At 44.2% G+C, this 22,602-nt stretch carries 34 protein-coding genes and 1 pseudogene; 3 read left to right on the top strand and 32 right to left on the bottom strand.

Annotated elements, in window-relative coordinates; translation table 11 throughout:
- Positions 1-27: 27 nt before the first annotated feature.
- The 5 genes from BBD41_RS03225 to BBD41_RS03245 form a co-directional block, all read right to left on the bottom strand.
- Entirely contained in the window at positions 28-660 is a 633-nt protein-coding gene (locus BBD41_RS03225; RefSeq protein WP_099476694.1) for an HK97 family phage prohead protease, read from the bottom strand.
- Entirely contained in the window at positions 578-1,924 is a 1,347-nt protein-coding gene (locus tag BBD41_RS03230) for a phage portal protein (RefSeq protein WP_237087004.1), read from the bottom strand. The genes BBD41_RS03225 and BBD41_RS03230 overlap by 83 nt, the downstream gene beginning before the upstream one ends.
- A gap of 23 nt (positions 1,925-1,947) precedes the next feature.
- Positions 1,948-3,669 carry a terminase large subunit gene (locus tag BBD41_RS03235; RefSeq protein ID WP_099476695.1) on the bottom strand — a complete coding sequence of 574 codons (1,722 nt, stop codon included), beginning with the start codon at positions 3,667-3,669 and terminating at the stop codon, positions 1,948-1,950.
- On the bottom strand, positions 3,666-4,172 hold the full coding sequence (locus tag BBD41_RS03240) for a phage terminase small subunit P27 family (protein ID WP_099476696.1): 507 nt from the start codon (positions 4,170-4,172) through the stop codon (positions 3,666-3,668). Before BBD41_RS03240 ends, BBD41_RS03235 begins: the two co-directional genes overlap by 4 nt.
- A gap of 330 nt (positions 4,173-4,502) precedes the next feature.
- Positions 4,503-4,859: an HNH endonuclease gene (locus BBD41_RS03245; RefSeq protein WP_099476697.1), complete on the bottom strand. Its 357-nt coding sequence runs from the start codon at positions 4,857-4,859 to the stop codon at positions 4,503-4,505.
- A 432-nt stretch (positions 4,860-5,291) separates the two neighbouring features.
- On the opposite strand from BBD41_RS03245, the gene BBD41_RS03255 reads away from it, so the two are divergent.
- The gene (locus BBD41_RS03255; RefSeq protein WP_099476699.1) at positions 5,292-5,720 is read left to right on the top strand and encodes a hypothetical protein; all 429 of its coding nucleotides are present in this window, start codon (positions 5,292-5,294) and stop codon (positions 5,718-5,720) included.
- A 318-nt stretch (positions 5,721-6,038) separates the two neighbouring features.
- Here the strand turns inward: BBD41_RS03255 and BBD41_RS03260 are convergent, their stop codons facing one another.
- From BBD41_RS03260 to BBD41_RS03385, 27 genes are all read right to left on the bottom strand, one after another.
- Entirely contained in the window at positions 6,039-6,905 is an 867-nt protein-coding gene (locus BBD41_RS03260) for an ATP-dependent DNA ligase (protein WP_099476700.1), read from the bottom strand.
- Positions 6,906-6,985: 80 nt separating this feature from the next.
- Complete coding sequence (locus BBD41_RS03265) at positions 6,986-8,173, bottom strand: DUF3800 domain-containing protein (RefSeq protein ID WP_099476701.1); 1,188 nt, start codon at positions 8,171-8,173, stop codon at positions 6,986-6,988.
- A 58-nt stretch (positions 8,174-8,231) separates the two neighbouring features.
- Entirely contained in the window at positions 8,232-8,711 is a 480-nt protein-coding gene (locus tag BBD41_RS03270) for a sigma factor-like helix-turn-helix DNA-binding protein (protein WP_099476702.1), read from the bottom strand.
- A gap of 237 nt (positions 8,712-8,948) precedes the next feature.
- Entirely contained in the window at positions 8,949-9,110 is a 162-nt protein-coding gene (locus BBD41_RS29715) for a hypothetical protein (RefSeq protein WP_157929264.1), read from the bottom strand.
- On the bottom strand, positions 9,107-9,517 hold the full coding sequence (locus BBD41_RS03280; protein WP_099476704.1) for a hypothetical protein: 411 nt from the start codon (positions 9,515-9,517) through the stop codon (positions 9,107-9,109). The genes BBD41_RS29715 and BBD41_RS03280 overlap by 4 nt, the downstream gene beginning before the upstream one ends.
- Entirely contained in the window at positions 9,514-9,954 is a 441-nt protein-coding gene (locus BBD41_RS03285) for a hypothetical protein (protein ID WP_099476705.1), read from the bottom strand. Before BBD41_RS03285 ends, BBD41_RS03280 begins: the two co-directional genes overlap by 4 nt.
- A gap of 247 nt (positions 9,955-10,201) precedes the next feature.
- On the bottom strand, positions 10,202-10,774 hold the full coding sequence (locus tag BBD41_RS03290) for a DUF1281 family ferredoxin-like fold protein (RefSeq protein ID WP_099476706.1): 573 nt from the start codon (positions 10,772-10,774) through the stop codon (positions 10,202-10,204).
- Between the two features lie 226 nt (positions 10,775-11,000).
- Complete coding sequence (locus tag BBD41_RS03295; protein ID WP_099476707.1) at positions 11,001-11,783, bottom strand: hypothetical protein; 783 nt, start codon at positions 11,781-11,783, stop codon at positions 11,001-11,003.
- 22 nt (positions 11,784-11,805) lie between these two features.
- Complete coding sequence (locus tag BBD41_RS03300; RefSeq protein ID WP_099476708.1) at positions 11,806-12,114, bottom strand: hypothetical protein; 309 nt, start codon at positions 12,112-12,114, stop codon at positions 11,806-11,808.
- A 2-nt stretch (positions 12,115-12,116) separates the two neighbouring features.
- The gene (locus BBD41_RS03305; RefSeq protein ID WP_099476709.1) at positions 12,117-12,320 is read right to left on the bottom strand and encodes a hypothetical protein; all 204 of its coding nucleotides are present in this window, start codon (positions 12,318-12,320) and stop codon (positions 12,117-12,119) included.
- Positions 12,321-12,363: 43 nt separating this feature from the next.
- Positions 12,364-12,630, bottom strand: coding sequence for a hypothetical protein (locus BBD41_RS03310; protein WP_099476710.1), 267 nt, complete (start codon positions 12,628-12,630; stop codon positions 12,364-12,366).
- 1 nt (position 12,631) lies between these two features.
- A complete protein-coding gene (locus tag BBD41_RS03315) occupies positions 12,632-12,928 on the bottom strand; it encodes a hypothetical protein (RefSeq protein ID WP_099476711.1) in 297 nt (98 codons plus the stop codon).
- Positions 12,929-12,959: 31 nt separating this feature from the next.
- The gene (locus tag BBD41_RS29720) at positions 12,960-13,121 is read right to left on the bottom strand and encodes a hypothetical protein (protein WP_157929265.1); all 162 of its coding nucleotides are present in this window, start codon (positions 13,119-13,121) and stop codon (positions 12,960-12,962) included.
- A gap of 29 nt (positions 13,122-13,150) precedes the next feature.
- Entirely contained in the window at positions 13,151-13,648 is a 498-nt protein-coding gene (locus tag BBD41_RS03320; RefSeq protein ID WP_099476712.1) for a dUTP diphosphatase, read from the bottom strand.
- A gap of 84 nt (positions 13,649-13,732) precedes the next feature.
- Positions 13,733-14,257 carry a crossover junction endodeoxyribonuclease RuvC gene (locus BBD41_RS03325; RefSeq protein ID WP_099476713.1) on the bottom strand — a complete coding sequence of 175 codons (525 nt, stop codon included), beginning with the start codon at positions 14,255-14,257 and terminating at the stop codon, positions 13,733-13,735.
- Positions 14,258-14,390: 133 nt separating this feature from the next.
- Positions 14,391-14,648 carry a hypothetical protein gene (locus tag BBD41_RS03330; protein ID WP_157929266.1) on the bottom strand — a complete coding sequence of 86 codons (258 nt, stop codon included), beginning with the start codon at positions 14,646-14,648 and terminating at the stop codon, positions 14,391-14,393.
- A gap of 129 nt (positions 14,649-14,777) precedes the next feature.
- The gene (locus BBD41_RS03335) at positions 14,778-15,572 is read right to left on the bottom strand and encodes an ATP-binding protein (protein ID WP_157929267.1); all 795 of its coding nucleotides are present in this window, start codon (positions 15,570-15,572) and stop codon (positions 14,778-14,780) included.
- On the bottom strand, positions 15,559-16,443 hold the full coding sequence (locus BBD41_RS03340) for a DUF4373 domain-containing protein (RefSeq protein ID WP_099476716.1): 885 nt from the start codon (positions 16,441-16,443) through the stop codon (positions 15,559-15,561). Before BBD41_RS03340 ends, BBD41_RS03335 begins: the two co-directional genes overlap by 14 nt.
- Positions 16,444-16,446: 3 nt before the next feature.
- A complete protein-coding gene (locus BBD41_RS03345) occupies positions 16,447-16,860 on the bottom strand; it encodes a hypothetical protein (protein ID WP_099476717.1) in 414 nt (137 codons plus the stop codon).
- A gap of 11 nt (positions 16,861-16,871) precedes the next feature.
- On the bottom strand, positions 16,872-17,297 hold the full coding sequence (gene ssb, locus BBD41_RS03350) for a single-stranded DNA-binding protein (protein ID WP_099476718.1): 426 nt from the start codon (positions 17,295-17,297) through the stop codon (positions 16,872-16,874).
- Positions 17,298-17,313: 16 nt separating this feature from the next.
- On the bottom strand, positions 17,314-18,117 hold the full coding sequence (locus BBD41_RS03355; protein WP_099476719.1) for a PD-(D/E)XK nuclease-like domain-containing protein: 804 nt from the start codon (positions 18,115-18,117) through the stop codon (positions 17,314-17,316).
- Entirely contained in the window at positions 18,080-18,970 is an 891-nt protein-coding gene (locus tag BBD41_RS03360; protein ID WP_099476720.1) for a hypothetical protein, read from the bottom strand. Before BBD41_RS03360 ends, BBD41_RS03355 begins: the two co-directional genes overlap by 38 nt.
- A 62-nt stretch (positions 18,971-19,032) precedes the next feature.
- The gene (locus BBD41_RS29725) at positions 19,033-19,224 is read right to left on the bottom strand and encodes a hypothetical protein (RefSeq protein ID WP_157929268.1); all 192 of its coding nucleotides are present in this window, start codon (positions 19,222-19,224) and stop codon (positions 19,033-19,035) included.
- A gap of 359 nt (positions 19,225-19,583) precedes the next feature.
- The gene (locus BBD41_RS29730; RefSeq protein ID WP_157929269.1) at positions 19,584-19,751 is read right to left on the bottom strand and encodes a hypothetical protein; all 168 of its coding nucleotides are present in this window, start codon (positions 19,749-19,751) and stop codon (positions 19,584-19,586) included.
- A gap of 147 nt (positions 19,752-19,898) precedes the next feature.
- Positions 19,899-20,198, bottom strand: coding sequence for a DUF7667 family protein (locus BBD41_RS03375; protein ID WP_099476723.1), 300 nt, complete (start codon positions 20,196-20,198; stop codon positions 19,899-19,901).
- Between the two features lie 24 nt (positions 20,199-20,222).
- On the bottom strand, positions 20,223-20,981 hold the full coding sequence (locus BBD41_RS03380; RefSeq protein WP_099476724.1) for an ORF6N domain-containing protein: 759 nt from the start codon (positions 20,979-20,981) through the stop codon (positions 20,223-20,225).
- A 13-nt stretch (positions 20,982-20,994) separates the two neighbouring features.
- Positions 20,995-21,273, bottom strand: a complete 279-nt coding sequence (locus BBD41_RS03385) for a group-specific protein (RefSeq protein WP_418304243.1) — start codon at positions 21,271-21,273, stop codon at positions 20,995-20,997.
- Between the two features lie 479 nt (positions 21,274-21,752).
- Between BBD41_RS03385 and BBD41_RS30545 the strand changes: the two are divergent.
- Both BBD41_RS30545 and BBD41_RS03400 read left to right on the top strand, forming a co-directional pair.
- Positions 21,753-21,911, top strand: a pseudogene (locus BBD41_RS30545) (helix-turn-helix domain-containing protein); the annotation flags it as partial.
- A 213-nt stretch (positions 21,912-22,124) separates the two neighbouring features.
- Positions 22,125-22,586: an ImmA/IrrE family metallo-endopeptidase gene (locus BBD41_RS03400; protein WP_237087006.1), complete on the top strand. Its 462-nt coding sequence runs from the start codon at positions 22,125-22,127 to the stop codon at positions 22,584-22,586.
- The last annotated feature ends 16 nt before the right edge of the window (positions 22,587-22,602 follow it).

A 22,602-nucleotide genomic window follows, 5' to 3' on the forward strand; every position in this document is an offset into this window, starting at 1 on the left:
CGTGGTTTATTTGGGAAATAAAAAAACTCAACCGTAAAGGTCGAGTTCGAGAAGCATTTTTTCAGTTTCATACTTTTCAGCAGCGCGTTTTTCCGAAGCCTTAAATTCCTCTAAGGATCTCGCTGCCACTTCGTTCGCAGGGTATGCCGGGAAAGCCACAGGGCTAATCTCGTACAGATCCGCATTCAGGATGTTTCTGCGGTACAGACGGCCGTCATCGCGCTTTTCGCTTGACCATTGTTCCTTGGTCACCTTCATTCCAAAGCTAACACCGTCAACATCGCCGCGCTGAATCAACTCCCAAGCGTCATTTCCAACGGTTGTGTTCGGAATATCGAGTTCAAACCGTAGTTCGTTTTCCATGTTGGTCAACCGCAACGTTCCCGACTTGGTATTTCCGAGCACTTGGCTTGTGTCATGGCTCCACAAACCAATGACGTTACGGCTTGCTAGGCTGTCTTTAAAGGCCTCTTTGTCGATTGTCTCAACAAATGTATCGCCCCAATAGTCGCGCATCTCCGCGCTTTCTGTGTTGTACTTAATCGCCCCGGTGATGGTCCGTTGCCCTTCTTCACCTTCACTCGCTCTCACTTCCAGCGTCACCGGCAGTGCTCGAATCTCCTTCTGATTCGTCAGCGTCTTCTCCTTGTCCAGTTCCATCACCCCCTTTCCTGGCGTAAGCAATGCCTGCCTGTGAAATCGGCACGTAACTACCGTTTACGAGCAACTCGTCACCGCCTTCTGCTGGCGGCAAGTTCTCTTTAGCTCTCGCTTCATTCGCCTTCAGGAAACCGCCTTGTACGCCGATTCTGTACGCTTCATAACGTGTTTTGAGGTCGGCCCTTAGGATTGCATCAATATTGAACCTAAAAAAATACCCTTCTTGGATTTCCTCATCCAACAAGAGCTTGTAAGTCATCTCCTGTTCATACATCGTGAGGATTGGTTGAAGGGTATCGGTATAGAATTCGTTTTGCTGTTCTGCAACGTTGGTGTGCGTTGCTCTCGTCAAATCATTGAGTTGATGCATCTTAATTCCAAACGCCGCCGCAATCTGCCGGATGGTCAACTGGTTATTCTCCAGGAATTGAGCGTCATGCATGCTGATTGAGATCGGTTGGAACTGATAACCCACTGGCAAAAGGGCTATCCGGTGACTGTTGTTGAGGCCGGATGACATGGCTTCAAACTTTTCACGGAAATTTCGCTTCGCTTTTTCGTCCAGGTCGCCAACATACTGCACAAGGCCTTTCACTTGCAGCCCCTGCTTGTAGAAGTTATTGACGAATTTGCTTGCCGAAGCCCCGTTCTCAAGCGTGCCTTTTAGGCAGTCCAACGGCGAAAGACCAACAAGACCGTCAAGAGTTACGCCGCCTTTGAAGTGAAGAACCTCATCTGCTTTCAATTTCCGCTGTTCATAGCCTAAATCGACCTTATACGCCACATGTGAACGCGGCATTGCCATGCCGCTCATGGATGTGTCATCATCCACGACTATTTTCACTCGGCTCGTGTCCATAGGCCACAATCCAACGACATTACCCTTACGGTCAAACTCGATGTTTGCATAAGCGTTGCCGTATAAGCAGTTTTGAGCCTCAATAACCTTCCAGAAGTCAAAAGCACTCATATATGGGTTAGGTCTAAGCTTCAGCAGTTGGTAAATCTGGTGTCTCTTTTGGCTTTGGACCCCTGATTCATCCTCTTGGTACACTTTAAGAGGCAGTTTGGCAACCGACTCGCTGCGGATCCGCACGCAAGCATAGACTGTGTCGATTTTAAGAGCGCCCTTACCTTTGACATTGATATCATCCATATCGATCCCTAGGACCTCTAGCAATCGTCTGTCGTCCACGTTCAACTCTAACGTCTCACGTTTTTCTTTGATGCCAAACATTCGCTTTGTGTAGTCTATGATTTTCACATTCACACCTCCTCCCCTCATAGTCAGCCCCAAAGTTTACTGAGGAAATCTTCTTCAGCGAATTCCGAAACATCGGCGCTTTGTTCGTTTATGACCACACGCACCATGGCATTAATAATTGCGGCAATTGGGTCAATCCGATTCGTGGATTTTTCTTTATCCAATTGAATGTTTTCGTTATGATCTTGTTTTACGATCGCATTACCAACGGCCCAGGTTAGGAGTTTATCTCCGTTATGGATTAATCTGCCCGACTTCACGAGTTCTCTGAGCAGTTTGGTAGGCTCTGAGAGCGTCCGCATGCCCTGTCTGATCTCGACCATGGTAAAACCATCAGTCTCCATCTCCTGAGCGAACTGAGTGGCGTTGTAAGGGTCATAACAGACTTCCTGAACCGTCCAAAGGTTCTCCGCTGCTATTTCCTTGAGTTTTTGCTGTATAAATCTATAATCAACGACAGCTCCAGGCGTTACAGTCAACGCCCCTTGCTGAATCGCTAAATCATAATCGAATTTATCTGTTTTTCGCTTTGCTGACAGCGTGTCTTCAGGTATAAAGCTGTGCTGCCATACATAAACACGACCATCACCAAGAGGAACAACGCCGCCGATGCTGGTCAAATCGACTTTCATCGAAAGGTCTACGCCTACATAGCAGTCACGTACGGACAAATCAGGCAGTTTCTTCCCTTCACTCGGCCCGCAATCGCGCCATGCATCCATCGGCATATAACCATTCTCCTTCTGATCCACCCACCGGTTCATGTTCTTGGTTAGGAAGTTTCTCATTTTTTCAGGCACATCAAGTGCCGTCTGGAGTTCTGAACGCAAAAAGGCAACCCCTTCTTCGTACGTGCATACGATCGGGTTTGCCTTCGGCCAGTTTCGTTCATCTTTTATATCATCGTCTTTATCCAACTCACAGATCATTACGAAATATTCCTCGTTTTCGATTGGGCTGTTAGGATCAACGATATCGGAACAATACTGGTATTCAGTGAAACACGGTTTCGACATGTCAAAGCCGGCTGTTGTAATGATAACGAGCAATGGATTCGGTCTTGCAACCATACCGGATATCAGAACATCGTATATCTCGCTCGTTTCGTGAACGTGGTATTCATCCACGACCCCCAAACTCGGGTTCTTACCGTCACCAGTTTTACGAGCTTCCTTGGACAATGGCTGAATCACGCTGCCGCTGCGCAAATGCCGGATCCGACCGTAAGAGTCGGTAAACTTCCCCTCAAGCATCTCAACGCCGCGGATTTGGGTTAGAATTTCCCCATATACGATGCTTGATTGCTCTCGGCCCCATCCAGCAATGTAAACTTCGGACTGTTCCGGCGATAGAAACGCCTCATAACTTGCGATTAGTGCAAGCAATTGGGACTTTGCATTCTTCCGCGCCAACTGGATGTAAGCCTTTCGGAACCTTCTAAGGCCGTTATCACGCCGTTTCCACCCAAAGATATTGCCTGTTACAAAGAGTTGGAACGGCGTTAACTCGATTGGTTTCCCGGCCAAAACACCCTTACTGTGTTTAAACATCCGTGCCCATCGGTAGAATCGGTATACTTCATCTATGTCAAAGTAGAACAGGGAATCATCGGAGTCGCTTTTCTGGATATCCTCAAGGAATCTAGCGCATGCCGACCTATGTTTTCTGCACGCTACTACCCGACCATCCACCACATCTTCTGAGTATTGGACAATCGACTCAATCAAGCGTTCGATTTCATTCATAACACATCACCAAACATCTTCTCTTCTGCTGTCTTCGGCTTCTCCTCCGACTTCTTAGGAACCACTAAACGGCAACGAGAACTGATGGTTAATCCAAGATCCGCAGCAGCTTGTCGGCATTGTTTGAATAGCTTGTCCTGGCTTATGAGCAGCTCACCATAAGACTCATTCGGTATCTTTATAGTTTCGCCGCTCTTTGTTTCTGCATCAACCATCACAGGCATTGAGCGCAACGATTTATTTACCCTTACATACTGCTCTCGGGCCAACAAAAAACGAGCTAAGGCATCCACATCCAGGTTAGACATGATCTCAATGCGCATTAGCTCGTTTGCAATTTCTTCGAATTCAGTTTTCAACTTTTTGGGAAGGTAGCTCGGCGGCTTAACATTGTCATCCTTCGCCTTCACCTCGCTCTCCAGGCGCGTTTTGATCTCTTCTTTGGTCAAATGCTTCTTCCCTTTAATCAGAAGCAAATTTAAAGGCTCCCTCTGCCCAGCCATACCGGACCCTCCTTTCGAAATTTTTCGTGGGGAACTTTCTTCGCAGAAGACGGCGCGCCGGTCTTCGGAAGCGTGAATCGAAAATTTTTTTTGCCTCCCCCGGCACCCCTCGGCACCTCCCTCGCCCCCTCCTTTAGCCCTCGCGGACCTCGGAGCAACGCAGGAGTTTGTACAGATAGACGTTGTCATACTCACCAACAACCATGTCAAAGCGTGCATTCGCCTTCTCTGGTGTCTTGAAGTATTCCATCTTGGCTTACACATCCTCATCATTGCTCGTACTCACTGCAAAGCTTGACGGATGCTCACTGATATCCGTTGACTTCTCCATTACTGTTCACCCTTTCCATGCACTTTGTTATGGCATGCATTGCACAGGCTTATCAGGTTGCTCAACACTACTCTTAACATCCAGTGCGTCTTCAGTGGCTTGATGTGGTGTACCATGTCTGCTGGTGTCACACGATTATCTTTTAAGCAATGCTGACACAAGCCATGGTCTCTCATGAGCACGGCCTCCCGGGCTCTTTGCCACTCTACACTGTGGTAAAAGTCCGTGGCTTTTTTGTCCCGTATGTGTCGGTCATAGTATCGGTTGGTGTCTCTCCTGTGTGTAGTGCAGTAACCATCAGATGTTAACTCTCTACATCCTGGCTTGTTACATGGCCTTAATGGTTTAGTCGGCATATATGTTTAACCTCAGCCGATCATTATAGCGTTTTGCCCACCTAATCGCGTTAGGAATATCGATGTGAGTTTTGCCGTAACATGTGTGCAGCATTATTTCAGAATCCGACACAAAACCTCGCCACCAAATTTCGCCCAATTTTAGGTACCCATCTTGTTGGAAGTATTCTTGGTCAACATATCCCCGGACCTGTTTCTCAAGTTCTCGCCATCCTATCGGCTCTACTCTTTCGCAATACCGATCATAGGCGTGCCGGTCTATCCGTATTTCCCTTTCAATGGTCATTCTCTCCTCTCTCCTTTAGAAATCGAAATTAAAAAACCGCCTCTCGGCAGCTATAATCACAAAATATTGGGCAATTACGGGAAATATATACAACATATTGTGACTGGATGGTATAATAGATGAAATAATTATTTGGAGGTGAAACTATGTTGGAAAAGAAGGCATTAAAACCGCTGTCTTACTTCAGAAAACATAATTCTGATACGATTCACAAAAGAGTCGTGAGATTAGTTGCAAACAGATTACATAATAACGGTTATCGACTCATGGCCGACCACATTGGTTTGTCCCAACCACCAGAGATGAATGGTTACATCCCAGATATTGTTGCCGACATCAACGGATCAATCCATATCATCGAGGTGGAAACTCTTGATAGTTACAAAGATCCTCATTCTATCGCACAATTAAAAGCCTTTAGCAAGACAGGCCACAAAACTTCCATAGTCATCCCATGTGATGAATTTTCTCGCCCGTTACACGTCGCAGCCGTTAGAACAACTCTTCGAAAACATGGACTAAGTGTAACAGTTGGTGCATGCGACATTACAACAGGCGAAGTAATGTTCTTTTGAATAATGGGTTGCCCACTCACAGTGGGCTTTTTTTATTTTAATTCATAATAAGGGACACCGAGACCGTGCCGTATAGTTATCTCGGCATCCCGTATTCACCCGTCATATATAGGTGGCAAGCGTAATACAAAAAAGAGCCGCTTTTTTAGCGACTTTTATTATATGCTATGTTGTTTTTTTCTCACTGATCTTATTTATTGCAAAATCCTTGAGAACCTGTCTTCTTATTTCTTTAGATTGAGAGCTGAATACCATGTTCACTTTGCGTTCATTTACTTTTGAAGAGTTCGTTCCTTTATTGCCTTGTTTCACGCTTCTTCACCCCGTAGATAAATTAAATTCAACAAATGCTGGTGATCGAAGCATTCCATTCTTAGTCCAGTTCCGTGTTTTTACCTTTGCTCTTATTCTAGGCTCAAGGTATACGAAATTCTTATCTTCGCCAGTTACGATTGATTTACTTACTCCGTAGAATGCTTGTTTAGCTTTAGGCGGTACACCAAGCTCTATAATCCCGGTTGGACGTAGTCTTCCTGACTCGGTAACGACTGAAGTAAGCCATCCAAACTCGTCTTTACGGTATCCAGTGATAAATACCTCTGCATAAGTCCAGTTAATCACCTTTTGCCATGATGGAGATCGGCGGCTCTCATATACGCTATTCATTCTCTTTCCAACCATACCCTCAAGCTCCTGAGCTTCCATCTGACTGAACAATGTCTCTCCTTCTGCTTCAATAAACGGTATTATTCCAAAGTGTTTATTCGGCATTGAAATGCTGCTTAGGATTTCCTTGCGTTTCATCAGTGGCAGCTTGCGTAGGTCTTGGCCCTTATAAGAAAGAATGTCGAATACCACATATGTTACCGGCTGAGTGACAGTTATCTGCCGTATCTTATCTGGTTTCTTGGCCTGGAACCGGTTCATCACCATTTCGAAGTCAATCGCGCCTGTCTCTGGATCGGTACAAGCCACTTCTCCATCGAATATAATGTCATCACCAAATGGATGCAGTAGCTCGGGATATTGCCGTGTACAATCCGTCTCATGTCGGGTGTATAATTTGATTTTTCCACCTTGCTGAGAAAATATTAGCCTATGACCGTCTATCTTAGGTTCAAATATATAGTTTGAATGACTGAAAGGGCTATGCGCCGTTTCTAGTAACATCGGGGATATAAACACAAAACCACCTCTCTACTGATTATACAGTTACGAATAATCAGTGATTGGTGGTAAGTAATGTAAGATTTCTCAATCTATATTTATGGCTCCAAATCATCAGAATTGGCATTGTATTCAGTGGTTTCAATTTCAAGGAAATGAATCATAGCCATATCCTGCTCTTGATTCTTAAAATTGCTTTTATCCAACTTCAGAATATCAAAAACAAATTCAGCAAATTCATCTTTATGATTTCTAGTGTTTTCTTTTGGTGGGTTCAAAATACGATTGATGCTTCCTGTATACAAGTCAGCTAGTTGGATTAGTATACTCGAAATGGAGCTAATTGGGCTAAAAGTGCTTAGTACAAGAGAATCTTTAAAGTAACCTTCAAAATTTGTTACCATATGTTGCTTCAACTCAGCAAGAAAAACCGCGTCTGTCCCTTCCTCCATATCCTTCCAGAAATTAATTGACCTAGGTAATGTTACTCTCCCTGTAGACACCTCATGTTCAATGCCATGATGAACATGTTGGTAGTAAAGTGAGTAAACTAAATTATCAATAGACTTTGATCTGCTCTTGGATCGCTCTGTAACAACCGCCTTCAAACTAATCATATCTGATAATGAAACCAATTCAGTAAATATTTCCTTATACATCTCCAACTGATGTTTTTTCATTTCAGTGAAATGAAATTCTTTCGGCAAATTCCTATCTGCTCTATCTCTTCTCCATTGACTAAAATGCGCTTCTAATGATCTTACTCTCTCTGGTACAAGTACCCAGAGGCCTCCAATGATCAAATATGTATCATTCTTACCACTTTCGTCAGCATATATTGAAACTACTGGATTCCCAGGCTTGTTAGCTATTTGTTGTTCTTTTTCTATTTCCTCACTACTTTTTCTGAACCACCTTATCTTGTCATCCGCTTGAAACAATTTATATTCGTTTTGAATCTTTGCCCTTGCTCTTGCAATTGATGTGTCTCTTTCCAACTTAAACATTTGATTAACATCAACTACATTTCCTTTAAACCCTTGGAAAATTTCCCAGTACTTTAATTTAAGCACCATATCAGAGTTGCGACTCTCTTTAAAGTTGTTTAGTATATACGCCACCCTTGAGATGAGTGTATCTAACTTCCCAGTAGCTAGAGCAGTGTTTAACCGATCAATCTCCCTTTGGGTTCTCTCAGCTTTAGTTATCCTATTTGAAGTAGGTTTTTTCTTCTCATCAGTAGATTCAGGTTTGATTGAACTATCTTCCGTCTCCTTAGTGTCCATACAGCACCTCCTACTTTTAGGTATATAATACCATTTACCTATTTACATTACTATAAGCCTATCCCACAAGGAATAGGCTATTTGCTTTATTGTCCAGTATCTTTTTCTCTGCTCTCTCAAGCATGGTCTGTACTGCGCCTTTTGTGATCCCCATCTCTAAGGCAACCTGTCTCATGCTGAAGCACAATCCAAAATGGAGAATATATGCTTGCTTTTCTCTCTCTGATAACGTACTTAAGGCATCATCTATCTGGAACCGTTCGAAGTCGGATAAGGTTGTCGGGCTACCACAGGCCGCTGGCTGCGCATATGACTGCATATGTAGCGGATCTACTGTAATGGTGCGTTGTCGGCCTGATCTGCGATGTATGCCCCTCCTTGGTCCTGGATTATGCCCCTTATGGAGCCAGTCAATTGCAAATTGCACATCGGAAAGCATGCTGTTGATTAGCTTTTTGTCTTCTTCATCCATAGGCAGCTCTTTAGCTTTCATTAGCTTGGCTCTTGCCTCTTTATAAAGCTTTAACAGGTCTTCCAATGTACTCACCCCTTTATATAATCAAATAAGTCCGTTTGCCCTTCCTTCACCACTTCAGTAGAGTCACATATTAGACCGTCTTCTAGCCATCTTGCTGGTGCTTCCTTCTCATAGTGGGGCCAAACCCTTTCCCCGGCTCTATGACGCTTAGGATCGGCTTCCTCGGCCTTTTGAGTCCAGACCCAATAGCTTTGTGCTTTTACGGTGTTAGGTGTCACTGTTATTCCTCCTTGACCATCAAACGTATGTTTTAACGCCGTATTTTTCTTTCAAGTAGTCACGAATGCTGTTGTACTCTTCTTCTGTGATATCCCAATTTTCCAAGAATTCCATGAAACTATCACGTGCAGCGATCTTTGTCAGTGCATACATAAGTGTGCTGAATTTTTCCGTATTCATTCGGTTGTTTCCTCCCCTGGGAGGTTGATATCCTCTAATACTGCTGGGTTGGTTTCCTCCTTTGGATAAAGGGAATCCATAATGCCTGAGAGAAACCACATTGCGGCATTGTAAACGCCCTTAGGGTCATTTTCCATCTGTTCAATATTTAAACTTTCCATTTCTAGCACGGTTTGTATTGCACTACGCAACTTCTTTTCCCGTGCCTTGCTCTCTTCCAACTCTCTACGCTGTACCACAAACCTTTGCTTATCTGCATAATAGTCACAGTTGATCTTGGCTAGTTCTTCTTTGGTGGCTGCGTATTGTTGGAGCCAGTATTCTAGCGCTTTGATGTACACGCTTTTACTCTCCATTGATGTAAAGTCCTTGCAACGTTCCATGTCTAGCTGCCAGTCTCTACTCATTCCACTACCTCCCCATTGATAATGTCCATGACCCTCTTAAATGCTGCTGGGTTTATGGTGCGTAGCTTCAGTTTATCTATTTCTCTAAGTACTCCGTCGAGTATCTTTTCTGCGTTTCTGGTATCTCCCGGCTTAATGGTGGGTACCCGATCAATAACGCAGTCACACGGCTCTTTTGCGATCTCTTTGATCTGTGTTCCCTCGTCTACCACTCCAGTCTCGTATTCAAAATAGCCTTTGTAATCGCATTCTGAGCATCCTATGGTGGGTACTGGTGGGGTGTCGGGGTCAAACTTGCCCATCCCTATTGCATCCTCGATCAAATCATATTTTTCAATAGGTTCAACTTGTGTAAGCCAAAACTTAGCGGCTTCTGGGCTTTCCTCCAGCCATTTCATAAGCTTATCAGCATCTATTAGCTTTACTTGGTTATTCATGGGTTACCTCCTTGACTGGTTGCATTGCCTTGCCACAGCATTTATGGATTTTATCAAATGGCCCATAAGCCAGAACGAAACCGCATGATTCACACTTTTGAGCATTTCCCCATCGTCTCACATAGTCATCCTGCAACTGTTGTCTATTCATATCTTCTCTTCTTCCTCTCTAAAGGGATAACCTGAAGGGCCTTATACGGCCCCCGTTTCACTGGGTATTGCGGTCGAATCGGAGGCCTTCGGCCAATTAATCTTCTTTGTACTCATAAGTGTTTGTATCAGGATCAAAAACGTAGTAATCAGGAATACCCCCATGAACAAGATTAAATGCAAGTTCGTAGGCCTCTTTACTTTGGGATGGGTAGTTAGCAAATTCTTGTACCTTGTCGTATTTAAATCTATAGATGCCGCAATTACTGCTGCCTAAGTCTTCGTCTGCAAAGCTATATTCGATTTCAATTTCCGGGAAAATCCAAGCTATTTTTCGAATAAGGTCAGGTACGCCGTTCCATGCTGTGTTGAAATAAATAATTCCTCCGCCGTTTCGTTTGTCAGGTTGTTCGTAAGCATTCCACTTAGTTCCCCAGTTAAGCCTAGCCCAACCTAGAACAGTATTCTCTTCTCCCCATCTTCTTTCGTCTGCCAAACTAATTCCAAATACATCAGGTGAATTACCATACACCCATTTAGGCATAGGTGTGATTTTATTAAAATCAATCGTCCCAATACCCAATTCGTCATTCTTGATGAATTCAAGCACTTCATTTACTTGCTCAGTTGTACCTATGATTTTTACTTTGTTCGTAACATGGTTTGGCATCGTATTCTCTCCTTTGGTTTGGCATAGCCGCCATCGATTAAGGGCACGTACAGTGCATTCCCGGTCTGTTGCAATAAGGGCAAAATTCGACGAGTTCCATTTCGGGCTCAATGCGCCGGCATCTTGTGCAGTAATAGGATTCCGGATTGCCGCCATCGTCTCGGGTTGATTCGGTTTCGGCCCAGCAGCATTTTGTTAGATAACGATCCATGGTTATGCTCCTTTGTTAAGCGTCAAATGCAAAGCATCCGCAGCCGCCAATATCAAGTAAGTCGATTTGATTGCCTAGTCCAGATTCCCATTCTTCTCGCAATTGCCGGAGGGTTAGCGTCTCTTCTTTACCGTTTACCGTTCGTGTGAGGATGGATATATCTGTGCGGCCTAGGTACTCTTGCATTTCAAGCTCTTTTGATTCGTGATAAAGGTATAAGTCCCGTTTGTTTTGCAGCAGATTTATAAAATGTCCTTGTCCAGCACGAACACAGAAACCGCCGCAGTTGTTATGCGCAAATCCCATATCATAGAGCCGTGGTCTTCGGATTCCATCACGTTTTAGCGCTCTCAGCATTTCTTGCTTATCCCAATACGGTGATTCGGTCATTGGTGCTTTTAATGTGTACGGCTTCCAGTTCTTCTCGATGGAGGGAAGGCGGTGTATCTCTGTCCAGTCAATACCGACATATAAGACCACTTCATCAGGCTTAAAATTCGCCTCTACCCATTCCCTGGACACTTTCTGTTTGAGTAAATGAGAGCACTGGGCTATGCGGCTGTTACCGATCCATCTAACGTCTTTAAATACTTGCCAAGGGTCGCGCCCATCCTCTAACCAAACGAGGTCCACGCCCATTTTTACAGCCGTTTCGTTGAGGAACCGGTAAAGGTCCTCGTCTTCAATCTTTGTATCTGTAAACAACAGGATGGTGTCTTCCGTTCCGTGCTGTTCTATTACTCTCTTAGCTGCTGCCCAGCTACCAACTCCACCGGAGTACATGACTACGTGTTTCATTCCGTCTTATCCCTCCTTGGGTTTATAGGGCTAAAGAGTCTTTTATCTCGTCAATTACTGCATGCATGATATCGTCAAAGTCATCTTCTGGAGTCGCCGTTTCCCATATCTTGATTGCTTCGCGAGCCTTTTCATCTTTGTCATGGATTACAGAGATCAGTTTCATGTTGTTATCCTTTTGGTTCTCAGCTGCTACCTTCCAGAACACTACTTCTCCTTGTAGGCGTTCGATCTCTTGTAATAGGTATGAAACATCCTCGTAGTAGCCACTTCCAACCGGTGCCTTCCGCAATCTGTCTTTTATCTCGTCTATCTTGTTCTGTTCGCTCATTGTTATCTGCCCTCCATTGGAAATTGTTCGTTCAGAAAGTCTCTCAGTAGTTGAGCGTGATATTTGTTAAGCCAAATTGATTTCGCCGGAACAACCGCGCCCTGTTCACCTTCGTATTCCTGTTGAGCTTCTATGATTGTGATTGTTCCATTATTGAATAGAGCAACTGTGGTTGCGTTAAGCGCTTGTGCTTTTGGTTCGTGCATTTGTTATCTCTCCTTATGGGCTATTGTGGGGCTTATACAGCCCCTATACCGTTACTTTGGATTCAATGTATTGCCGGATTCCTTCAACCTCTTGTAGAAGCTGTCCGAGCGTCTGAGCAGTGCTATCCATGACTTTCATCTTTACCAGCTTGTTCAATGCGCTGCGGATGGTTGGGAAATAGCCGATCGTTTTATAAATGTCCGTTGTTTTGCCGCCTTCGCTTACCGATTGCTTGCCGGTATATTCCTTTATGATGAATTGCTGTCCATCCGATTCCAGATACAGGTTGTTTTCTATGCAAACTTTCATGTTATCTTCCCTCCAATAGTCGATCTACAAGGTCCTCTGACACTGTTTTGATTAACTTTTCTGCAAGCACCTTAGAAACATTTTCCGAAGTGACCAGCTCTTTGATTTGCTTATCGCTAAACATCTGTGTCAATCTCTTTTCCAATACGTTCTCGAGGGTCCGTTCGAAAATCTCTCCGAGGTATTGATAGTTCATGTATTTTTTCTTGAGCAAAAGGGTCAAATTCTTATCAATGCGCTCGATTATTTCTTTTTCTACGATGGCAGCAACTTGTTCTTCTGTTATTGTTAGTTCCATCCGTTATCTCTCCTTATATGGGGTATGGGGGTTAAGACTGATCTTTGTCGAATATGTCAATTCGAATCTTCCCTGTGCTGTAATCACTTTCTTGCTTGATTACCAAGTTTGAAGCTCCGTGTTCTTCTCGAAGTTGGTCCATTAATTCGAATATTTTTTCGTCCAGCATTTCGATGAATTGTTCAAGTTCCATCCTTTATCGCTCCTTTGGGGGTTAATGGGTTAATAGCCGGTGCTGCCAAAGCCGCCTGTGCCGCGTTCTGTTTCTCCTAGTTCATCTGCCTCTTCGAATGTTGTGTGAGTTACTGGAGCAATTACACCTTGTGCTATCCGGTCACCTTTGCGGATTAGATAATTCCCTTCTGGCTGATCAACCTTTTCTCCACCCAAACGAAGATAGATTGTTTTACCGTCAATTCCTATGCAATGACCTTCTTCGCATTGGGATATGTTATCGACAATCACAGACACCTCACCACGATAACCGGCATCAATAGTTCCGAGCTGAACACGAAGCTTTGTTATTGAAGTCACGCCCGACCGGGGCCGTATTTGCATTTCAAACCCTTCTGGAATCTCGAAGGCTAATCCAGTCTTAACTTTTGTTGTTTCTCCCGGCAGGATATGAACATCTTCTACCGCCACCAGATCAAATCCACTATCTCCGGGCTTTGCATATTTAGGGATAACTGCATCAGGGTGCAACTTTTTTACTCGCATGTTTTACCTCCATAATTTGTATTCACTGGAACACCAGTTTGGTTTGATGGGTGTAACAGGGTACGAAATAATTGCTATTGGCTCTTATGCTCTTTTTCGCTTGCTCTCTGATGGGCCTAAAATCGCCTCTATTACGTCCTGTTGGTACTCAGTCAGAGTTAATCCGTTATGGACAGATCGCGCAACCTGGGCCAAAACAAACGCATCTCGTACGTTGTTAGATTCGTGTTCGAACCCCCACAGTCGATTTATTGGGAGAATCATGTTTTCTTTCTTGGTTGTTCCTTTGCCGGTTGCGAATTTCTTTACCTGAGTCGGAGTGACTTCAATCCATTTCATGTTCTGCCGGTATAGTTCAAGTCTGATTGCATGGCCTAAACCAAATTGAAAGTCGATTCCTTTGCCCTTAGATCCGAAACTGAATCCTTCAATCGCTATCACGTCACCAAGTTCCAAGTTGTCGAATATGGTTTCTACAATCTCGCATATCTTGACTGTCTTGTCATTGGTATCTGGAGCAATTTCGAAACCATCCAGGTAATTCCCGTTCCGATCCAAGATCACAACTCCCGTTTCGCCGCTTGGATCGATTCCAATGTATCTTGTCATTTCGCCCGTCCCCTATCTTTATGGTCTAGTACATAGCGTTTTCCCCGTATTATCAGAACTGTAGGCTCACCTTTTTTGACTTTGTCGACGATTGCAGCCGGTCTGTATGGTTGGCCTTTTTCAAATACCTTTTTCATACGCTCACCCGCCATAAACTTGGTTTGTTGTTTCCTTCACCTTCACGCCGTTCAGCTATTTGATCGATCATATCGACTATCTTGTTTCGGATATATTCTTTGCGGTAAGGAGCCGGTACACCAAACATTGTCGCTTCCTCTGAAGCCTTGGCAATCATCCGATCAGCGCTTTGTAAGTGCTGGAATATGTGCCATTCCCAAGCTCCAAATATTTCATCCATCACTGGCTCATGATTCTTTTGCTTACGACCCATTCCGCACTCACTCCCAGGCGTTTTATTGCTTCCATAGCCGCATGCTTCCTACAGTCAAAGTCAAGTTCACAGTTCATTATGATTTCAATGAGTTCAACATCTTTCTTTCTCTCCATGACGTTCATTCACTTATCCCCCATTCATTCGCCGCAAAGCATCCTCTCGGCGCTTTGATGTGGCTGTATTTTCGTAAATGTCCGTGCAACCTAGGATCCGGTCAAATAATCGTCCTTGTTCATCCACTATATTTCCGTACTTGTCGTAGAGCAGCCAGTCTTCCAGTCGGTCTAAATCAAGGTTTGATGTGAAGTTTGTGATTTTCCCCTGCCGCCCGTTGATGATCGGGAACAATAGATCCTTGTATTCAAACTCTGTTAGGCTCCCGGCCCCCAATTCATCCAGTGTTAGCAGGTCGCAAGATACGGCCCCAGAAACGATGTCAGTGATCGATATCTTTGAGTTGTTTTTCATGGTTCCCTTCGCCATTTCGATCAACTGTGGAACGTCCAGGAAGAGGCATACATAACCTTGTCGGGTTAACTCATGATGGATAGCTGCGGCTAGATGACTCTTTCCGTTACCAGGAGGCCCGTAGAGGAGCAATCCAGTCTCTCGGGTGTCGTAACCCTTGACGAACTCTAAAGCGGCTGAGAGGGCCGTTTCCGTTCCTGTACGGCGCTCAAAACTATCAAACGATGCTTGCTTGAGTTTGTCGTTCATAATGCTCCGTGCAAATACCCGTTCCATCTGGCCCCTGCGATATCGGCGCTCATTCTCTTTCTCTTCCCGTTCCTTTTCAGCAATGACGCATGGGCAAGCTTTGTTTAGGCCCCATTGCTTTTTGAAGGGGAAAAAGGTTCGGGTGATCTCTTGGCGGCATCCGAGGCAGCAGTATGTTCCCTCATACTGATCATCTGCGAACAAACTCGTTGTACTTCGAAGGGGCCTTGTCACTTCCGCTTGCCTGTGGTTGGACTCTAGCTCCCGAAGCATACCCTGTATTGGTGACCGGCTTACCGTTCGAGTTGGAATGGTAGGAGCCGTTCGCATTGTATTGATTAGCAGTTGTTTGTTCTCGGGAGAAAGGTTCAGATTGTCTACGTTCACCGCGTTGCTCCTCCTCTTCTACTCTTTTGACAACCCAGTTTAAAATGGCTAGGTAATCACTCTTATATTTCTTGCCGTTTGATCCTTTGTAATTGTTCAGAATCTCAATCATTCGATTCGTCTTCTCTTCCCCGTGGGAGGAAATGAGTTTGTCATATTCCTCCCGAGAAAGAGTTACGAATTCTGCGTAGTGTATTTTATTTATCTTTTCTTTTACTTTCCTTTTACTTTTACTTTTACTTTGTGTACTTTCTTCCCTAGTTTCTGCGTCAGAAACTATACAGGAATCCGGCAATAACTCGTTTTCCGCGCCGTTACTGGACTTTTTACGCATCTTCTCACGCTTATCAACCACTACTTTTGACCGTTTTTTCACCCCTTCGGATGTCAAAACACCTCTTTCGTGGTATGCAACAGGATCAAAACACTCTCTTTTAATCGCAGTTTGCATCATATTGCTGAATTTCTCCGGTGATACTTCCACTTTCTTGGCGAGTATCTGGAGGGTTTCTGCGTCAGAAACGTCTAGCTCAAAATTAGGCTGCCGATAAATGAGTTCCAAAAGGATAAAGTAAAATGCGTAACCGTCATTACCGTACAGCATCCGCAGCGCTTCAATTTTGGTATCATTCACCGCATCCGTATCATGAGGGAAGTAATCCATTCCTTCTTTGCGAGGACGCGCCATTCGTCACCCCTCACTCTCTTTCGCTTTATCACGCATTTTTCTAAGGACAGCGGAAGGATCTTTTCCTAACTTCTTTAGGGTCAAGTATTCAAGTAACATTGGCATCCAGGTTCGTTTACTGGAGTGCACCAAAGCGTGCATCTCATTTGAGAGCAGAACACAGTTCCAAACCTCATACTTTCCGTTACCGCCGCCCATGCCACTGTATACAACCCGATGAAGATGAAGGCCGGGACCGGGCTTGCCACTTAGCAAGCACCAGTTCCCGTCACGCCTTTTGACTTCTTCTCTGACCTGTTCTTTGGAGAGTTCAGATCCTTCTTTCTTTCTAGTCCGTTGCTTGGTCTGAATCTTGTTACGCCGTTCTTTCGTAGCCTTCCCTGGTTTGGGTACAGGGTGAAATCCGAAGTCATTCATTCAGACACCTCCTAGAACGGGAGATCATCGTCAGATATATCAATTGGTTTTCCGTCTTCACTGAAAGGGTCTTGATTGTTACGAGTGGTGTTCTGGTTATCCGGTTGTCTGTTTTCGCGATTCGATTCAAGGAAACGCACATTGTCCGCGATAACTTCCGTTACATAAACGCGCTTGCCTTCGTTGTTTTCATAGTTACGTGTCTGAATGCGGCCTTCTATGGCTGTCAGACGACCTTTACGCAAATAGTTGGCGCATGTCTCAGCCAACTGCCGCCATGTCACGACTGGGGGGAAATCAGCCTCACGTTCACCACTTTGATTAGTAAAAGGCCGATCAACAGCTAACGTAAATGTTGTTGTTGCAACCCCTGTTGGGGTGTATCTCAATTCCGGATCCCGGGTTAATCTGCCGATCAGGATAACTCGATTTAGCATCTATAAACCTTCTTTCTCAACGAGCCACAAGCTCGGAATAATGAATGATTTTATTAAGGCGTTTTGTCTCACGGCAGTACCGACATGATTCGCATCGAATTGGTTCTTCCCGACCTGCCTTTACCTCTATAAGTCGAGGCATACGCGCTTGAATGGATTCCAGTTCTCGATCAACATCCATTGCATTTATGCTGATGACTGCCTTATCTGGTGGATCTTCTTTAGATACAGCAACGATATACGGCTCAATCCAACCGTCACGGCCATGCTGCCGCCGCTCAACCTCTGCATATAGCGCCATCTGGGTTACATATCCCTGGGCTTGCACGAACGATACATAACCGCCTTCAGGGTCCCAGGTCTCCTTTGTAATGGATTGCACGGTCTTAATGTCTGAAAAACGCAGCCGTTCTGGATTGTAGTTATCCATTTTGATTTTCCATTGAGCCCCAGCAAACTCCGCAGTCATGATAACTTCCTTCTGTCCCTGAAGGATAAACATACACAAGGGATCATCAGCCAATGTCTGTATCATCCGATCTGCAAAACGATAATCCGCCTTCAGTTGTCCCTTGGTCGGTCCTTTTGATGAAATGATCTGCGGATGTGTATCCTTGAACTCTTGAAATGCTTCCGGACTTTCAAAGAATGCATGCACATAGGAGCCAATCAGAAGGGCATCGGAGGGTGGTTCACTCCACCCCTGAAGCTTTGCCATTGCCTGGGCTTCACAGCTCAGAAAGTCCTTGTACTGGCTGTTAGACCAGTATTGTAAATTAGCCTCATTCGAGTGGTAATTTTGATTGTCCAGTTTGAACATCAGATTCACCGCCCGTCTCTTGAGCTTGCAATTGTTTGAACTCTTCCTCAGCCGCGGTTGTGATCTTAACCGGCTTGAAGTTGAAATAATCCTCTCGTTTTGCCATGTTGTCATTCAACGAACGCCATATGTTTGCAATTCTAAGAAAATCATTTTCCGTGAATGACTCCTGGCTGCAACCCAAATACTCCTCAATCATTTCTTTGGTTACACCGTATTTTTCATGGAACTTGAGAAGGGCATTTCTGACACGATCAGCCAACGGTTCTTTATAGCCATCCTTAAGCGTCTTCCGGCACTGCTCTAATGCAGCGTCAACGATATCTCCAGGAATAACACCAAGGATACAAGCACGCACCCTACGGGCCCCCATATTTGCGGTAAGCTCGTAAACGTCCCGAGGATCGTCTAATTTGCTGAGTTTCCCTTTTGCTTTCCGTTCGTGCTTGACATTAAAGATCATGGAACGCCGTGTATTCGTTTCGATATCCCAAGCATATGCTTCCATCTTCGAGACTCCATTGACCTGTTCGAGCTCAATCACGCCGTATTCCATGTTCCCCCAGTTTTGCGCAATGACTTCTGCAAGTCGGATAGATGGGCCACTAACCTTAGATCCGCCTTTCGGAAACTCATATTCTGCTTCTTCAGCCAACTTCTTGCGTTGGCAAGCTTGCATAATGCGGTTAAATGCCGCTTGCTGGTCACGAGGGAACTGCTTCGCAGAAAACAACGCCGCCTTCACCTGTTCACTTTGGCGCGTTGCCACCATTTCAGCAGCCGCAGAACGTGCTTGCGGCGCTGATGGAAGGTAGCTCGAATAATCTATCTCTTGTTCATTATCGAAACTCATCCCTTTACAACCTCCTAAAAAATATGTTATTTTAACCGTAAGAAAATTTTGAAAATGATCTTTCAATGACTACAGTTGCAGCTGTGGTCATTTTTCGTTAATAAATCGTTCTGCAACTCCTTCAAATCGTCTATAACAGGATCCAGCATTCCGGCAATAAGTTGTTGAGCATCAATGCTGCCATACTTGGTTGGACGCTTCTGACACTCCTGTAATTCCTCAAGAAATGTTATAGCTCTTTGCAATTGCCTCAAGGCTCTCCCCTCCCCTGATCCGTCTTCTGATTTCATCGTAAGTGCCGTATTGAGCGTCACTACTAAAAATGAATTTTGGATAAGGACCGTCTGATACTCTGCCTCCCACAAACGCCAGAGCTTGGATGTCGGCGTATTCTTCGCTTGCCTTGATGCGGTAGCCTAGGTTCATTTGTCCTCACCTACCGTAATCACTACAGCACCCATAGCAGTTGCTAAGCACCGATAGTTGCAACATAGTCCATCACCAAACTGCACGACTTCCTGACCGGCATATATTTCTGCGTTACACCCAAGGCACTCGTCAACCACTTCGGACTCTTGCGGATCCGGCAGGCCTTGTTCGAATCGATCTAGGTTCATAGCTGCCACTCCTTCAGTCGAAGTTCATTCTCTAACCGGTGAATCTCATTGTCGATCAAGTCACTTCCGGCCCCATACAACAAGTGCTGGTGACCTTTGATTCTGTAAAGTTCTTTGAGACGGATGTAAGCTGCTAAACGTTGGTTTAAGCGTTCGTTTGTCATGTCGACCCTCCTAAATTTGATTTTGAAGTTCATCAATGACCTGAAGCATCTTTGTATCTCCGGCCCATTGGGTACGGGATCTATTCAAAAAGCTTTTAAGTTGATCGGTTGTGCATTTACGATCAATGCAGTTTTGAAAAGCAGCTCTCAAGGATTCATCTGGTTTCGGCATGTGCTTACTCCTTTCTTCAGGAAACCTTCGTCCTGGATGTAATCAATAGCACCGCAAATATCATGCAACCAATCCATTTGACCAGCCGTATAAGCTACCATAGACAAGTTACTTAGCTCATCTAAGGTGCGGATGATCTCAAGATTTTGCATCAGGTACGGCGCTAACACTCGAAGCGTTAATTCATCAATGATCAAGTTGCCTTTCTTGTCTAAGTTCAAGAATGTTATCTCGGCTAATTTACGATGGCTAGGATGGATAGCGAGGCCTTTCATGGGACCACTCTCCATTTCATTGGATTAAACTAAAGTGCCAATCGACAGTTCCTTGACTATGGTCGTGTAAATCTCTTTCAGTCGAGCATCAGCTTCAATCACGTCCAGCCGGTTCGTTTCGTTGATCTTCGTTTTGGTGGCTCCCGTATCAGCTAAACGATCCTGTAGATTCTTCAGCCGGATGTTCAGCTGGCACTTACCGCGTTCTTCGAGCAGTTGGTAGCTTTCTGTCCGGATGTCTCGGAAGCTCTTACCGGATCTCCGAGCGGCACCGTTCAGCATTCCGTTGATCTTCTGTCTCCAGTTATCATCACGTTGCAAGAACGTCTCTTTGATCGTTGCAAGCTGCTGTTCATGTTCCTGCTGTTTCTGCTCGATCTGTAATTGACGGTGTTCCATAGCGATTAGGAGCTGGAGTTGAGGGCTTAAGCCGGTTAAGTCTATTGCCGTTTCCTTCACTCGGTAATAATCATCAACAAGCATTTCGTAAGCTTCCCATGCTCGCTCGGTGTTCAGTGACTTTGCATGCATCCAAGCTCCCTTTTCAGTCCAGAGATACAGGAGTTGTGCATTTTTCGAACTATCCGCAATTTGCGTACGGTCCAGAAAAGAACGCTTTTCGTTACCAGACAAAACAAAGTAGTGCTTTCCTGATTTATAACGCTCAAGGTTTCGTCCGAAATTCTCCGAGATTCTTCGAGCATCGGTTCCGAATGATTCTGCAAGTTGTGAAGTGGTAAGAACTCTTTGACCTTGATGCTCGATAGGTTGTAGTTGACTCATTTCATTGCTCCTTTCATCGAGCCCTCTGCTCTCTTATCCACATTTCAAGAAACTGTCTAGTCTCTTGTGCTGGAAAGTACCACTTACCTCCGATTTTTCTCTTAACAAATCTCGGGTCATAAAAAAATGTATTCTGAATCGTGCTCCAGCTCATACACGTCCGTTTGGTTAGTTCCCCTGAATCCCAAAACACAAGATCCTTGTCAGCGTCTTTTAGCATCTCGGCTATTTTTTCTTCGTAGATTTTCAAAACTTCAGTTTCATTAAGCTGAACTGTAACCAGACCTCCCATTTTTCCTCCTTTCTCAGAACATCATGCAGTGTTCTGGTTAGTGGAATCGAACAGATATTCAAGATCGCAGTTAGGAAAGAAATGACGTTTTATTTTGGATGCCTCGTCATAATAAAACCGAAACTTCCCATTTAACTTATCATTGACAGTGGCATACCTAACGCCCAAAACTTTCGCCATATCGCCGATGGTCACATCGTTCCTTGTCATCTCTGCACGAAGGTTTTTGTACAACCTACTCACCTCCTTCCTGCTGATGAACGCAATTGCGTTCGGCTTGATTCAAACTATAAACGCATTTGCGTTCAAAGTCAACGATAAATTTATTTAACTGAACGAATTTGCGTATAAATATCTGTTTACACGGAAAGATTTATATTGTATCATGAGGTTGTATACGAAATTTCGTATACATATTAGTTTAGGAAGGCGGATTGAAAGTGGAGAAAGCTGTGATTATAGATAAATTGATCGAAGAAATGGGCTTGAGTAGACGAGCTTTTGCCGAAAAAATCGGGTTGCCGGCTACAACACTGCAATCTATGCTATCGAGAGGAGTCGGAAAAGCATCGGTTGATAACGTAATCAAAGTGTGCAAAGGTCTCGGAATTACAACAGACCAACTTGAAAAGATGGCCGAATTTGGGACCACTGATCTTAGAGAAATTGAAAAGTTAGACAGCAACAACAAACTTAGCGAGGAAGAGATTATTACTTTAGCTGCCCATCAAATAGGTCATGACGGTCCGTTATCAGAGCAGGAAATAGAACAAATAAAACTTGCTATGAAGATCGCATTATCTAGAGAAAAATAATCTCACCATCTTGATGAACAGCAGGAGGTAAACCTTATGATTACGTACGATGATTTGGTAAATGAGATAGATGTTTTGCTGGATGATCGCGCTGATTTGCCTTCAAGGTTTAAGGGATTATATTTAGAAACAAGGTCCAAAAAATTCATAATGATTAGTAAGTACATAACCAGTGAGTGCGAGAGAAAATGTGTTCTCGCTGAAGAAATTGGCCACTATCATAAAACTGTTGGAAACATTTTTAATCAACGAATTATAGAAAATAAGAAGCAAGAAGAAATTGCCCGTAGATGGGCCTATGAAAAGCTTGTTCCTGTTTCTGCTATTCTAGAAGCCTATCGAAATGGGGTTCGTAATAGATTTGAGTTTTCTGAAATGCTGGGTATTTCAGAGGATTTTTTGGAGGATGCATTAAATTACTACAAAAGCAAATATGGTTTACATATCAGTTTAGATGACAAGGTCATTTATCTTGACCCTTTAAATGTATTTGAATAACAAAATTAATCATTCT

It is taken from the genome of Paenibacillus ihbetae (assembly GCF_002741055.1).
Taxonomy (GTDB): domain Bacteria; phylum Bacillota; class Bacilli; order Paenibacillales; family Paenibacillaceae; genus Paenibacillus_AQ; species Paenibacillus_AQ ihbetae.

Bases quoted from the DNA above. Each gene is read 5' to 3' on its own strand.
- BBD41_RS29715 (WP_157929264.1), bottom strand. From the start codon at position 9,110: ATGAATACGGAAAAATTCAGCACACTTATGTATGCACTGACAAAGATC.
- BBD41_RS03245 (WP_099476697.1), bottom strand. From the start codon at position 4,859: ATGCCGACTAAACCATTAAGGCCATGTAACAAGCCAGGATGTAGAGAG.
- BBD41_RS03295 (WP_099476707.1), bottom strand. From the start codon at position 11,783: ATGAAACACGTAGTCATGTACTCCGGTGGAGTTGGTAGCTGGGCAGCA.
- BBD41_RS03330 (WP_157929266.1), bottom strand. From the start codon at position 14,648: ATGGGTCGTAAGCAAAAGAATCATGAGCCAGTGATGGATGAAATATTT.
- BBD41_RS03300 (WP_099476708.1), bottom strand. From the start codon at position 12,114: ATGAGCGAACAGAACAAGATAGACGAGATAAAAGACAGATTGCGGAAG.
- BBD41_RS03315 (WP_099476711.1), bottom strand. From the start codon at position 12,928: ATGGAACTAACAATAACAGAAGAACAAGTTGCTGCCATCGTAGAAAAA.
- BBD41_RS03345 (WP_099476717.1), bottom strand. From the start codon at position 16,860: ATGAATGACTTCGGATTTCACCCTGTACCCAAACCAGGGAAGGCTACG.
- BBD41_RS29720 (WP_157929265.1), bottom strand. From the start codon at position 13,121: ATGGAACTTGAACAATTCATCGAAATGCTGGACGAAAAAATATTCGAA.
- BBD41_RS03400 (WP_237087006.1), top strand. From the start codon at position 22,125: ATGATTACGTACGATGATTTGGTAAATGAGATAGATGTTTTGCTGGAT.
- BBD41_RS03285 (WP_099476705.1), bottom strand. From the start codon at position 9,954: ATGAATAACCAAGTAAAGCTAATAGATGCTGATAAGCTTATGAAATGG.
- BBD41_RS03385 (WP_418304243.1), bottom strand. From the start codon at position 21,273: ATGGGAGGTCTGGTTACAGTTCAGCTTAATGAAACTGAAGTTTTGAAA.
- BBD41_RS03360 (WP_099476720.1), bottom strand. From the start codon at position 18,970: ATGAGTTTCGATAATGAACAAGAGATAGATTATTCGAGCTACCTTCCA.
- BBD41_RS03290 (WP_099476706.1), bottom strand. From the start codon at position 10,774: ATGCCAAACCATGTTACGAACAAAGTAAAAATCATAGGTACAACTGAG.
- BBD41_RS03375 (WP_099476723.1), bottom strand. From the start codon at position 20,198: ATGAAAGGCCTCGCTATCCATCCTAGCCATCGTAAATTAGCCGAGATA.
- BBD41_RS03310 (WP_099476710.1), bottom strand. From the start codon at position 12,630: ATGAAAGTTTGCATAGAAAACAACCTGTATCTGGAATCGGATGGACAG.
- BBD41_RS03355 (WP_099476719.1), bottom strand. From the start codon at position 18,117: ATGTTCAAACTGGACAATCAAAATTACCACTCGAATGAGGCTAATTTA.
- BBD41_RS03225 (WP_099476694.1), bottom strand. From the start codon at position 660: ATGGAACTGGACAAGGAGAAGACGCTGACGAATCAGAAGGAGATTCGA.
- BBD41_RS03240 (WP_099476696.1), bottom strand. From the start codon at position 4,172: ATGGCTGGGCAGAGGGAGCCTTTAAATTTGCTTCTGATTAAAGGGAAG.
- BBD41_RS03320 (WP_099476712.1), bottom strand. From the start codon at position 13,648: ATGCGAGTAAAAAAGTTGCACCCTGATGCAGTTATCCCTAAATATGCA.
- BBD41_RS03265 (WP_099476701.1), bottom strand. From the start codon at position 8,173: ATGGACACTAAGGAGACGGAAGATAGTTCAATCAAACCTGAATCTACT.
- BBD41_RS03280 (WP_099476704.1), bottom strand. From the start codon at position 9,517: ATGAGTAGAGACTGGCAGCTAGACATGGAACGTTGCAAGGACTTTACA.
- BBD41_RS29730 (WP_157929269.1), bottom strand. From the start codon at position 19,751: ATGACAAACGAACGCTTAAACCAACGTTTAGCAGCTTACATCCGTCTC.
- BBD41_RS03340 (WP_099476716.1), bottom strand. From the start codon at position 16,443: ATGGCGCGTCCTCGCAAAGAAGGAATGGATTACTTCCCTCATGATACG.
- BBD41_RS03380 (WP_099476724.1), bottom strand. From the start codon at position 20,981: ATGAGTCAACTACAACCTATCGAGCATCAAGGTCAAAGAGTTCTTACC.
- BBD41_RS03235 (WP_099476695.1), bottom strand. From the start codon at position 3,669: ATGAATGAAATCGAACGCTTGATTGAGTCGATTGTCCAATACTCAGAA.
- ssb (WP_099476718.1), bottom strand. From the start codon at position 17,297: ATGCTAAATCGAGTTATCCTGATCGGCAGATTAACCCGGGATCCGGAA.
- BBD41_RS03325 (WP_099476713.1), bottom strand. From the start codon at position 14,257: ATGACAAGATACATTGGAATCGATCCAAGCGGCGAAACGGGAGTTGTG.
- BBD41_RS03255 (WP_099476699.1), top strand. From the start codon at position 5,292: ATGTTGGAAAAGAAGGCATTAAAACCGCTGTCTTACTTCAGAAAACAT.
- BBD41_RS03305 (WP_099476709.1), bottom strand. From the start codon at position 12,320: ATGCACGAACCAAAAGCACAAGCGCTTAACGCAACCACAGTTGCTCTA.